The following is a 12,262-nucleotide window of genomic DNA, read 5'->3' on the forward strand; positions in this document are numbered from 1 at the left end:
CCATGTCGAAATTTTTTATCGACCGTCCCATTTTCGCCTGGGTAATTGCCCTGGTGATCATGCTGGTCGGGGCACTCTCGATCCTGAAGTTGCCCATCAACCAATACCCGGCCATTGCGCCGACCGCCATCGACATCCAGGTGACCTACCCAGGCGCGTCCGCACAAACCGTGCAGGACACCGTGGTGCAGGTGATCGAACAACAGCTCAACGGTATCGACAACCTGCGTTATGTCTCCTCGGACAGTAACTCCGACGGCAGCATGACCATCACCGTGACGTTCAACCAGGGTACCAACCCGGATATCGCCCAGGTCCAGGTACAGAACAAGCTGAACCTGGCGACCCCACTGCTGCCGCAAGAAGTGCAGCAACAGGGTATCCGCGTGACCAAGTCGGTGAAGAACTTCCTGATGGTGATCGGTCTGGTGTCGGAAGACGGCAGCATGACCAAGGACGACCTCTCCAACTACATCGTGTCCAACATCCAGGACCCGATCTCCCGTACCGCGGGGGTGGGTGACTTCCAGGTGTTCGGTTCGCAGTACGCCATGCGTATCTGGCTCGACCCGGCCAAGCTGAACAACTACCAGCTCACGCCAGTGGACGTCAGCAATGCCATCAAGGCCCAGAACGTGCAGGTGGCCACCGGCCAATTGGGCGGCCTGCCTGCCCTGCCCGGCACCCAGCTGAACGCCACGATCATCGGCAAGACGCGCCTGCAAAGCACCGAGGAATTCGCCAAGATCCTGATGAAGGTGAACACCGACGGCTCGCAGGTTCGCCTGGGTGACCTCGCACGCATCGAACTGGGCGGCCAGAACTACAGCATCAGTGCGCAGTTCAACGGCAAGCCGGCTTCGGGTATGGCGATCAAGCTGGCGGCCGGTGCCAACGCACTGGACACCGGCAAGGCCATCCGCGAAACAGTGAAGTCCCTGGAACCGTTCTTCCCGCCTGGCATGAAGGCGGTGGTGCCATATGACACCACCCCGGTAGTGACCGAATCGATCTCCGGTGTGGTTCACACCCTGGTCGAAGCGATCGTGCTGGTGTTCCTGGTGATGTTCCTGTTCCTGCAGAACTTCCGTGCCACCATCATCACCACCATGACCGTACCGGTGGTATTGCTGGGTACCTTCGGGATCCTGGCGGCGTGCGGTTTCACCATCAACACCCTGACCATGTTCGGCATGATCCTGGCCATCGGCTTGCTGGTGGACGATGCCATCGTCGTGGTGGAAAACGTCGAACGGGTGATGGCCGAGGAGCACCTGTCGCCCAAGGAAGCGACGATCAAGTCCATGGGCCAGATCCAGGGCGCCCTGGTGGGTATTGCCCTGGTACTGTCGGCGGTACTGCTGCCGATGGCGTTTTTCGGTGGTTCCACTGGTGTGATCTACCGGCAGTTCTCCATCACCATCGTTTCGGCGATGGCCTTGTCGGTAATGGTTGCCCTGATCTTCACCCCGGCTTTGTGCGCCACCATGCTCAAGCCGATTGATCCGGAAAAACACGGCCAGCCCAAGCGCGGCTTCTTCGGCTGGTTCAACCGCACCTTCGACCGTGGCGTACTCAAGTACGAGCGCGGCGTGGGCGGCATGATCAAGCACAAGATTCCGGCATTCCTGGTGTATGCGCTGATCCTGGCCGGCATGATCTGGATGTTCACCCGTATTCCAAGCGCGTTCCTGCCTGAGGAAGACCAGGGTGTGATCTTCGCCCAGGTGCAGACTCCGGTCGGTGCTTCGGCTGAGCGCACGCAAAAAGTCGTCGACGACATGCGCGCCTTCCTGCTGAACGACAAGGAAGGCGAGCCAGGCGAAGGCAAGGCGGTGAAGTCGGTGTTTACCGTGAACGGCTTTAACTTCGCCGGTCGTGGCCAGAGCTCGGGGCTTGCATTCGTGATGCTCAAGCCGTGGGATGAGCGTGACTCTACCCAATCGGTATTCGAAGTGGCCAAGCGTGCGCAGGGTTACTTCTTCGGGGCCTTCAAGGACGCCATGGTCTTCGCCATCGTGCCGCCTTCGGTACTGGAGCTGGGTAACGCCACTGGTTTCGACGTGTTCCTGCAAGACCAGGGTGGCGTCGGCCACGACAAGCTGATGGCTGCACGTAACCAATTCCTGGGTGCGGCGGCACAAAGCAAGGTGCTGGCCGGCGTACGTCCTAACGGCGTGAACGACGAGCCGCAGTACGAGCTGACCGTTGACGACGAGAAGGCCAGTGCCCAGGGCATCAGCCTAGCGGATATCCAGCAGACACTGGCCATTGCCTTGGGTGGCAGCTACATCAACGACTTCATCGACCGTGGTCGCGTGAAAAAGGTGTATGTACAAGGTGACGCCGCCAGCCGCATGTCGCCGGAAGACCTGGACAAATGGTACGTGCGCAGCAACGACGGGAAAATGGTGCCGCTGTCGGCCATCTCGTCGGGCAAGTGGATCTACGGTTCGCCCAAGCTTTCGCGCTACAACGGTGTAGCGGCGATGGAAATCCTCGGTACCCCGGCACCTGGCTACAGTACCGGTGATGCAATGGCCGAAGTCGAACGCATTGCCAAAGAACTGCCGGCCGGTGTTGGTTATGCCTGGACAGGCCTGTCGTACGAAGAGCGCCTTTCCGGCTCCCAGGCGCCAGCGCTGTACGCACTGTCGCTGCTGGTAGTGTTCCTGTGCCTGGCGGCACTGTACGAAAGCTGGTCGATCCCGATCGCGGTGATTCTGGTGGTACCTTTGGGGGTGATCGGTGCGTTGATCGCCACCAGCCTGCGCGGCTTGTCCAACGACGTGTTCTTCCAGGTGGGCCTGTTGGTGACGGTGGGCCTGGCGGCGAAAAACGCCATCCTCATCGTGGAGTTCGCCAAAGAGCTGCATGAGCAAGGCAAAGGCATCGTCGAGGCGGCTATCGAAGCGTCCCGCATGCGTCTGCGCCCGATCATCATGACCTCGTTGGCGTTCATGCTCGGCGTATTGCCGCTGGCGATCTCCACGGGCGCAGGCTCAGGCAGCCAGCATGCGATCGGTACCGGCGTGATCGGCGGTATGATCACGGCCACTGTGCTGGCGATCTTCTGGGTGCCGCTGTTCTACGCAACTGTATCCGCCGCTGGCGAACGCAAAAAGAAAGACACTACTGAAACTCCTAAAGAGGCTGGCCAATGAGCAAGTCGCTACTTTCCTTAGCCGTCACCGCATTCGTGCTCAGTGGCTGCTCGCTGATCCCTGACTACCAGCGCCCTGAAGCGCCGGTAGCAGCCCAGTTCCCGCAGGGGCCGGCGTACTCGTCGGCCCAGGCGCCGAGCCAGGCCGCTGCCGAGCAGGGCTGGAAGCAGTTTTTCCATGACCCTGCCCTGCAACAGCTGATCCAGACCGCGTTGGTCAACAACCGTGACCTGCGTGTCGCTGCCCTGAACATCGACGCTTATGCGGCGCAGTATCAGATCCAGCGTGCCGACCTGTTCCCGGCGGTTTCGGCCACCGGCAGCGGCAGCCGCTCGCGCACCCCGGCCAAGTTGTCACAGACCGGCGAATCGAGCATCTCCAGCCAGTACTCGGCCGGCCTGGGTATCAGTTCGTATGAGCTGGACCTGTTCGGCCGCGTGCGCAGCCTGAGTGAAGAAGCGCTGCAAAAGTACTTCGCCACTGAAGAAGCGCGGCGCAGCACCCAGATCAGCCTGGTGGCCAGTGTGGCGAATGCCTACCTGACCTGGCAGGCCGACAAGGAACTGCTCAAGCTGACCCAGGACACCCTCGGCGCGTTTGAGCAGAGCTTCAAGCTGACCTCGCGCAGCAACGAAGTCGGCGTGGCCTCGGCCCTCGACCTCAGCCAGGCACGCACCTCGGTGGAAAACGCCCGTGTTCAATTGGCGCGCTATACGCGTCAGGTGGCACAGGACGAAAACAGCCTGACCCTGTTGCTGGGCACTGGCCTGCCAGCCAATATCACCAGCAAGCCGCTGTCGGATGACCTGCTCAGCGAAGTGCCTGCCGGGTTGCCCTCGGACCTGCTGCAACGTCGTCCCGACATTGTGCAGGCCGAGTACAACCTCAAGGCCGCCAACGCCAATATCGGCGCGGCCCGTGCTGCGTTCTTCCCGAGCATCAGCCTGACTGCCAGCGCCGGTACCGCCAGCCCTACCCTGGGTGGCCTGTTCAAAGGCGGTTCGGGCACCTGGTCGTTTGCCCCGCAGATCAACATCCCGATCTTCAACGCCGGTAGCCTGCGCGCAAGCCTGGACTACTCGAAGATCCAGAAAGAGATCAACGTGGCCAACTACGAGAAGGCGATCCAGACCGGCTTCCAGGAAGTCTCCGACGGCCTCGCCGCCCGCGAGACCTACAAGCAGCAGTTGGATGCTCAGCGCGGCTTCGTTGCGGCCAACCAGGATTACTACCGCCTGGCCGAGCGTCGCTACCGCATTGGTGTCGACAGCAACCTGACCTTCCTCGACGCCCAGCGCCAACTGTTCAGTGCCCAGCAATCGCTGATCACCGACCGCCTGGCGCAGCTCAACAGCGAGGTCAACCTGTACAAGGCCCTCGGCGGCGGCTGGAACGAGCAGACCGCGAAGAACGAGCCGTTGAAAGAAGAAGCACCGGCGCTGAAGTTGTTCTGATCGTGCTGATGTAGATAAAACCGCTTCCCTTACCGGAAGCGGTTTTTTTTTGCCATGTCGTTAATCAGCGCGAATCAAAGGTGGGCGCTGGCTTGCCTTCCCTTCAACCTTTCAGGGTAAAATTAGTAACAGATTCTTACAGACCACAGAGGGAGCTTGTCGTAATGATCGTAGGAATCGACCTGGGGACGACCAATAGCCTGGCCGCCGTGTGGCGCGGCGATGCGGCCGAAATGGTGCCCAATGCGCTTGGCCAGTTGCTGACCCCCAGCGTGGTCGGCCTGGATGATCAAGGCCGTATCCTGGTGGGCCAAGCCGCCAAGGAACGCCTGCATACTCACCCACTCCTGACCACGTCGCTGTTCAAGCGCTACATGGGCAGTGCCACCGAAGTGCGCCTGGGCGACCGCTCGTTCCGCCCCGAAGAGCTGTCGGCGCTGGTCCTCAAAAGCCTCAAAGAAGACATCGAGCGCACCTACGGCCAAACCGTCACCGAAGCAGTGATCAGCGTGCCCGCCTACTTCAGCGACGGCCAGCGCAAAGCCACGCGCATTGCCGGTGAACTGGCGGGGCTCAATGTTGAAAAACTGATCAACGAACCCACCGCCGCCGCCTTGGCTTATGGCTTGCACCAGCGTGACAAGGAAACCTCGTTCCTGGTCTTCGACCTCGGCGGCGGCACCTTTGACGTGTCGATCATCGAGCTGTTCGACGGTGTGATGGAAGTACGCGCCAGCGCCGGCGACAACTTCCTGGGTGGCGAAGACTTCGACACGTTGTTGCTGGAACACTTCGTCGACAGCCAGCGCAATGCCCAGGGTTTCCCGCCCACCAGCAGTGTATTGCAAGCCCTGCGCCGCGAAGCCGAGCGCGTGCGCAAAGCCTTGGGTCAGGACGACAGCGCCGAGTTCGCCCTGCGTATAGATGGCCAACAGTGGGTCACAACCATCACCCAGGCCGAACTCGCCAAGCTCTACACGCCGTTGTTGGAACGCCTGCGCGCACCGATTGAACGCGCCCTGCGCGACGCACGGATTCGCGTCGGCGACCTCGATGAAATCCTGCTGGTCGGCGGCACCACGCGCATGCCGCTGGTGCGCAAACTGGCCGCAGGTTTGTTCGGGCGTTTCCCGTCCATCAGCCTCGACCCGGACCAGGTGGTCGCCCACGGCGCGGCGATCCAGGCCGCGCTCAAGGCCCGCTCGGCGGCGCTGGAAGAAATCGTGCTGACCGACGTCTGCCCCTACACCCTGGGTATCGAAACCTCGAACCAGTACGGCGGCCATATCGAGAGCGGGCATTACCTGCCGTTGATCGAACGCAACAGCAGCGTGCCGGTGAGCCGGGTCAAAAGCGTGGTCACGCTCTACGACGACCAGCCCCGCGTGCTGCTGAAAATCTACCAAGGCGAAAGTCGCCTGGTGAAAGACAACATCGAACTGGGCCAGTTGGAAATCCCCGTGCCCAAGCGCAAGGCTGGCGAAGTCTCACTGGACGTGCGCTTCACCTACGACAACAACGGTTTGCTCGAAGCCCAGGTGAACATCCCGCTGACCGGTGAGCAGCACTCGCTGGTGATCGAGAACAACCCCGGCGTGCTCAGCCCGCAAGAGATCCAGCAACGCCTGCAAGCGTTGGCATTGTTGAAAATTCACCCGCGCGACCAGCAGGTCAACACCGTGCTGACCGCCCGCCTCGAGCGGCTCTACCAGGAAAACCTCGGCGAATTGCGTGAGCAACTCGGACACTGGGCCGCGCAGTTCCAGCAAGTGCTCGACACCCAGGACGAACGCCGCATCCGTGAGGCCCGCAGCGAGCTGACCCGACAACTTGAGCAACTCGATAACGGGTTCTGGCGCTGAAGGAAATCCACATGGACTGTTGGACAGTGTTGCAACTGGCAGACGATGCCGACGAACGGACCATCAAGCGCACCTACGCGCGACTGCTGAAAAGCTGCCGCCCGGACGATGACGCCGAGGGTTTCCAGCGCCTGCGCGAGGCCTATGAACAGGCGCTGAACATCGCGCGCTGGCGGGCCGACAACGAGGAAGTGGAAACCGTCGAGGCGCCGATGGCCGAACAGGCACACGGCAATCTCAACGATCTGGCTGAACTGATGGACGTTCGCCCCTTGAGTCCTGCGTCGTTCGAACCGCCCATGGCGAAAAACGCGTATGACCTCGCCGAGCTGATGAACATCAGCCCACTCAGCCCCGCCGCGTTTGAAGCGCCAAAGCCCGACCCGGCCCACGCGCTGCTCGCCGGAGTGAACCTGCACAACCTCGATGAACGCTGGGCCCAGGCCCAACAGCAGAGCTGCGAAGAAACATTCCAGGCCGGCCTGCTGCGCCATTGCTTTGAAGCCCCCGGCGAGCGCAGTGCAATTGCCGGTTGGGCGATGCAACACCTGGAATGGCTGACGCCCTGGCAACAGGTGGTGATGACCCCGTGGCAGCACGAAGCCCTCACCAGCGAGCTGCTGCAGGACTACCGCCGCACCTTGCAGGAACTGCTGGAGCAAAAGGCCGAGCGCGAGTTCATCACCCAACTGACGCAGTACAACGAGCAAGCCTGGCTGCGGGTGTTCGATCAGCAGCAACAGTGGCAGCGCATTATTCTGCAACTGCTGCACGACACCCAATGGAGCGTGCCGCTGTTTGAACGCGTGTGCCAGGCCTTTGGCTGGGACGACCAGAAAGGCGTGTACCCGGAACCTGAGTGGATGTGGCGTGGCTTGGTGTCGCGTTGCGAGCAGGAAAGCTTTTATATCAACCTCCAGGACAAAGCCCAGGACACCCGGCGCACCAGCGCCGACGCCCTGGCCGCGCGCTTGTTGCTCACGCCCATGACCGCAACCCAACAGATGAGCATCATCGGCACGTTTGGCCAAAACGAATGGAACGCTTGCCAGCATCTGGGCGAAACCCTGACCTGGCGTTATCCGCAGTTGATCGAACGCCTGCCCCAAAGCGACCTGTTCTTCTGGCGCAAATTCGTCCCACGACCGATTTACGTCCAAGTGCTTATCCGGCTCTGGGCGATCTTTGCCTTGGCCGCTGTCCTGAACCTCGCTCACGTTCAAACCGAAGAGCTGGACTTCGGGGTCGTACTCATCTTAGTGGCATTGGCGATCTTGCCGGCCGCGGTTTTCTTTCGGATCACGCAGGTGTGGGTCTGGATGAGTTCGTCCTTTATGGTTGCGGACCTGTGGCTGAGCCAGTATTTGATCCCTAAGCGCGTCAACCCCAACCAGTACTGGCTGGTGTTACGCCACGGCATCCCGCAATTGGCCATGCTCGTGGCTTGCGGGCTGATGCTGGGGATTCTGGGGGCGATTACTTATGCCGGGATGCTGCTGATCAACCTGCTGCACAGCAAACGCATCGGCCACATGGGTGAGAAAAGCCTCAACTATCCGTGGCTCAATGGTCTGCATTGGGCCTTCTGGAGCCCGCTGCAAGTGGTATTCCTGGTGGTGATGGTGGCGGTGATCATCGTCGCGCAGCATTACCTGCCAACTGTGCCATGGACACATATCGACCTGCCAAAACGGTAACAAGAAGATCGGGCCTGAGCGTAGTGCGCTGGCCCGCAACTTGCGTTCGATCATCGCCCACAACCCGCCCTCCCCCACTTTCATCGCCCCCGCACCGCCCCGCACCATGGCCGGCACCTGCATAAACCCAATAACAACAGGTCCAACACCATGAGCACGTTCCGCCCGCGCCAGCTATTGCTGGCAACCGCTGTCGCCAGCCTTGCCCTGCCCGTCGCCGCCGAAGAACACGGCTTTCTCGAAGACGCCAGCGCCAACCTCAACCTGCGCAACTTCTTCTTCAACCGCAATTACACCAACCCGACCAAAACTCAGGGTGGCGCGCAGGAGTGGACGCAGAGTTTTATCCTCGATGCCCGCTCCGGCTTCACCCAGGGCACGGTGGGTTTCGGTGTGGATGTATTGGGCATGTACTCGCAAAAGCTCGATGGCGGGCGCGGCACCGGCGGCACCCAGCTATTGCCGCTGGACCGCGACGGCCGCCCGGCGGATAACTTCGGGCGTCTTGGGGTCGCGTTCAAGGCGCGAATCTCCAAGACCGAAGTCAAGGTCGGCGAATGGATGCCGGTGCTGCCGATTTTGCGCTCGGACGACGGCCGCTCCCTGCCGCAAACCCTGCGTGGCGGGCAGATCACCTCAAAGGAGATCGACGGCCTGACCCTCTATGGCGGCCAGTTCCGCGCCAACAGCCCACGCGACGACAGCAGCATGACCGACATGTCGATGGTCGGTAAAACCGCCTTCACCTCCGACCGTTTCAACTTCCAGGGCGGTGAATACGCGTTCAACGACAAACGCACCCAAGTCGGCGTGTGGAATGCCCAGCTCAAGGACATCTACAGCCAGCAATACATCAACTTGATCCACAGCCAACCCATAGGCGACTGGACCCTGGGCGCCAACCTCGGGTTCTTCTACGGCAAGGACGACGGCAGCGCCCGCGCAGGCGAGCTGGACAACAAGACCTGGTCCGGCCTTTTCTCCGCCCGTTACGGCGGCAACACCTTCTATGTCGGCCTGCAAAAACTCACCGGCAACAGTGCCTGGATGCGCGTCAACGGCACCAGCGGCGGCACCCTGGCCAACGACAGCTATAACTCCAGCTACGACAACGCCCAGGAAAAGTCCTGGCAAGTGCGCCACGACTACAACTTCGCCGCGCTGGGCATACCTGGCCTGACTTTGATGAACCGTTATATCAGCGGTAGCAACGTGCATACCGGCACCATCACCGACGGCAAGGAATGGGGGCGCGAGAGCGAAGTGGGCTATACGGTGCAAAGCGGCACCTTCAGGAACCTCAATGTGCGCTGGCGCAACTCCACGATGCGTCGTGATTACAGCAACAACGAATTTGATGAGAACCGGTTGATCGTCAGCTACCCGATAAGTCTGCTGTAAACCAGCGTCGGACTTACTGTATGGTGCGCGCCTGCCGCTGCTGATCCGCCCAGCAGCGGCCTCTATTCGAGCGCATGCACACCATGAAATTCTTCGCCATGCTGGTCCTGGCTCTGAGCCTTTGCGGCTGCATCGGCGCACCTGTCGTCCTGACGCCGCAGACGGCGCAACGCTTGCAGGCTCAGGCGCCCATCCGCTTTTTGTTGACCTTCGATGACGGCCCCAGCGCCTCGGGTTATAACAACCCCAGCCGGTCAGTGATGGCCGATTTGCTGCACAACCCGATACTGCCGGGCATCAAGGCGGTATTTTTCCTGCAGACCGAAGCGTCCCGCTCCGGTGGCAGCCTGCGGGGTCGCAAGACCATGGAGCGCGAATACGCCGCCGGGCATGTGTTGGCCTTTCACACAGCCACGGCGTTTCACACCAACCACCGTTGGCTCAATGACGCCGAGCTGGAAAGCACCCTCACCGAGGGCGCAGCCGACATTGCGTCGATCACTGGCACTGCGCCCACGCTGGTACGCCCACCCTTCTGGAACTACGACCGGCGCACCTTCGCCGCCTACCAGCGCCACGGCATGCATGTGCTGCTGACTGACCTGAGTGCCAATGACGGAAAAATCTGGGGTTTCAATGGCAGCCCACGCCGGCGAGCGAACTTGTATCGGCAACTGTCTGTGGTGCGCGAACGCATTGCTCTGGGCGAATTGCCAACGGTGGACGGCGTGATACCCGTGGTGGTGACCTTCCACGATATCAACCGTTACACCGCGCGACACATGCAGGAGTACTTGCAAATCCTGATGGACAGCGCTCGGATCAATGGCATGAAGGTCGCAGCCGAGCCGTTCTACACCGACCACGCCACGCTGGAACGCGCAGCGCTGGCACGCACAGTCAAGGATATGAATGAAGTAGTGCATCTGCCGGGGGTGTGGAACTGGGTGTGGGATGCGGACTCGCATTAGTCGCTCTGCGACGACCGGTTATATTTGCTGCTACTTGCGCTTGCCGCTCATGGGGAACTCAAGTTCACGCCGCCAACACACATAGGGACGTCAATAAAAAAGAGAATCCCATGAACGTCACTTCGCCATCGCTTAATCAGCATTCGATTGCCCTCCCGGATACAACGCCAACAGCATCGCAAGCGCCCATTGAGATCAGTGCCCGGCGTTCCTACTACGTGGGGCGCGACAGACCGATAGATTTTCTATACCTATCCTCGCATTCCAAACTCACTCCCGATCAGCATCCGCTGGACAGTACCCAAAAAAAATACATCAACACCGACGTATTGCGACACGACAAGCACGTGAAGTTCTACCAGGAAATCGCCTACATGAGCGAAAACGGCAAGCCGATAGGCTCGTCCTCCAACGAACTTGTAATCGAGACCGGTAACCGTGCCGACAAGGTAACCATTAAAAAAGGCCCGGGTCATAGTCTGATCGCGACCATCAACAATAAGCCCTATCAACTGAACCTGCTGACGTCCCCTGACGGCAGTGAATCGCAACCCTTACGCATCAGGACCAACGGGGGCGACGATTGTGTTCTGATCGATCCTGAAGTTAAAAACGCCATTCGCATCGAGCTCGGCGCCGGCAATGATTACGCGCGTGCCGGCGCAGGAGACACCCGCCTCTATGGCGGTGCGGGGAACGATTTGCTCAGGCTTGGGAGCGGCGACGGCATCGCATTCGGTAACGATGGCAATGACGTGTTGATCGCCGGCACCGGGAACGGTGTCCTGAAAGGCAACAATGGCAATGACCGTATGCAGGCAGGAAAAGGCTCGGCTGATCGTCGCCTGTTCATGGACGGCGGCGACGGTCACGACTTCATGATTGTCACGCGCAACGACACTCAAATCCCGACAGTCCTGCACGGTGGCAAAGGTGAAAACCTGATCGTCACAAATGGCCCCGCCACAATTTACACCGGGCGCGACAAAAACATCGTCAGGTCTGATAACGACAATACCGTCATCTACGCCAAACCGTCGGACGAGGTTCATCGTACCCCGGGCTCCCAGCGCGTTCACACGCAACACAGCGAGGTGGGCAAAAGTGGCTATGTGATTGAGGGCTCTGCCGAGTTCGTACAAAACGTAGAAGACGATATGGAGCTGCTAAGAATATCCCGGCAAGGCAAGAGAATGCTCGGTACTGCCGACGCCGCGGCTCAGCGGAATGATTCCCCGGTACGCATTACTGAATTGACGGAGGACAACGGCAGCTACTACTTCAGTAATGCGGCCATTCGCAACCACCTCGAAGCAGGTCACTCTATGGATACGCTGGCACCTGCGGCCCAAGGCTTCATCACACACCAACAAGCTGGCGCCGTCGCAACGGGTGCGCAGATACAATACAACCCCTCGTATTCGCTGGATGCAGACAGCGCACCCGTCAACGCCCTCTATCACGAAATGGCCCACGCCTATAATGGCGCCTCGGGAACGTTCCTCGCAGGCAGCACCGCCATACCGGAGAACCCCGACGGTGAACCCAATGATGAACGGCAAGCCGTAGGACTGTTTACCGTTGCTCAGCCATTTAATTTTGTAGGTCACCCCGCGGCCGAACCGAGTACAACAAACCCCAAGCCGTTTTCCGAAAATGGGTTTCGAGAGGAGATGCGCCGTCAGTTACGCACTACCTACACCTGAGGGGTAT

General features: G+C 60.3%; 7 protein-coding genes. All 7 read left to right on the top strand.

What is annotated here, in order from left to right; all coding sequences use genetic code 11:
- The first annotated feature begins 2 nt into the window (after nt 1-2).
- The 7 genes from ACQY47_RS07665 to ACQY47_RS07695 all read left to right on the top strand — a co-directional run bounded on the left by ACQY47_RS07665 (nt 3) and on the right by ACQY47_RS07695 (nt 12,255).
- On the top strand, nt 3-3,164 hold the full coding sequence (locus ACQY47_RS07665; RefSeq protein WP_017137247.1) for an efflux RND transporter permease subunit: 3,162 nt from the start codon (nt 3-5) through the stop codon (nt 3,162-3,164).
- Nucleotides 3,161-4,618, top strand: a complete 1,458-nt coding sequence (adeC, locus tag ACQY47_RS07670; protein WP_017137246.1) for an AdeC/AdeK/OprM family multidrug efflux complex outer membrane factor — start codon at nt 3,161-3,163, stop codon at nt 4,616-4,618. The genes ACQY47_RS07665 and adeC overlap by 4 nt, the downstream gene beginning before the upstream one ends.
- Before the next feature lie 164 nt (nt 4,619-4,782).
- The gene (locus tag ACQY47_RS07675) at nt 4,783-6,480 is read left to right on the top strand and encodes a molecular chaperone HscC (protein WP_017137245.1); all 1,698 of its coding nucleotides are present in this window, start codon (nt 4,783-4,785) and stop codon (nt 6,478-6,480) included.
- An 11-nt stretch (nt 6,481-6,491) separates the two neighbouring features.
- Nucleotides 6,492-8,177 (top strand): J domain-containing protein, encoded by a 1,686-nt coding sequence (locus ACQY47_RS07680; protein ID WP_428556776.1) that lies wholly within the window; start codon nt 6,492-6,494, stop codon nt 8,175-8,177.
- A gap of 150 nt (nt 8,178-8,327) precedes the next feature.
- Nucleotides 8,328-9,578 (top strand): OprD family porin, encoded by a 1,251-nt coding sequence (locus ACQY47_RS07685; protein WP_428556778.1) that lies wholly within the window; start codon nt 8,328-8,330, stop codon nt 9,576-9,578.
- Nucleotides 9,579-9,661: 83 nt separating this feature from the next.
- Complete coding sequence (locus tag ACQY47_RS07690; protein ID WP_017137240.1) at nt 9,662-10,549, top strand: polysaccharide deacetylase family protein; 888 nt, start codon at nt 9,662-9,664, stop codon at nt 10,547-10,549.
- A gap of 110 nt (nt 10,550-10,659) precedes the next feature.
- The gene (locus ACQY47_RS07695; RefSeq protein WP_428556780.1) at nt 10,660-12,255 is read left to right on the top strand and encodes a M91 family zinc metallopeptidase; all 1,596 of its coding nucleotides are present in this window, start codon (nt 10,660-10,662) and stop codon (nt 12,253-12,255) included.
- Nucleotides 12,256-12,262 lie beyond the last annotated feature (7 nt).

Source organism: Pseudomonas edaphica, assembly GCF_965277385.1.
In the GTDB taxonomy this organism is placed as follows: domain Bacteria; phylum Pseudomonadota; class Gammaproteobacteria; order Pseudomonadales; family Pseudomonadaceae; genus Aquipseudomonas; species Aquipseudomonas edaphica.

What these genes read in the sequence shown, in the direction of transcription:
- ACQY47_RS07665 (WP_017137247.1), top strand. Translation starts at nt 3, where the DNA reads ATGTCGAAATTTTTTATCGACCGTCCCATTTTCGCCTGGGTAATTGCC.
- adeC (WP_017137246.1), top strand. Translation starts at nt 3,161, where the DNA reads ATGAGCAAGTCGCTACTTTCCTTAGCCGTCACCGCATTCGTGCTCAGT.
- ACQY47_RS07675 (WP_017137245.1), top strand. Translation starts at nt 4,783, where the DNA reads ATGATCGTAGGAATCGACCTGGGGACGACCAATAGCCTGGCCGCCGTG.
- ACQY47_RS07680 (WP_428556776.1), top strand. Translation starts at nt 6,492, where the DNA reads ATGGACTGTTGGACAGTGTTGCAACTGGCAGACGATGCCGACGAACGG.
- ACQY47_RS07685 (WP_428556778.1), top strand. Translation starts at nt 8,328, where the DNA reads ATGAGCACGTTCCGCCCGCGCCAGCTATTGCTGGCAACCGCTGTCGCC.
- ACQY47_RS07690 (WP_017137240.1), top strand. Translation starts at nt 9,662, where the DNA reads ATGAAATTCTTCGCCATGCTGGTCCTGGCTCTGAGCCTTTGCGGCTGC.
- ACQY47_RS07695 (WP_428556780.1), top strand. Translation starts at nt 10,660, where the DNA reads ATGAACGTCACTTCGCCATCGCTTAATCAGCATTCGATTGCCCTCCCG.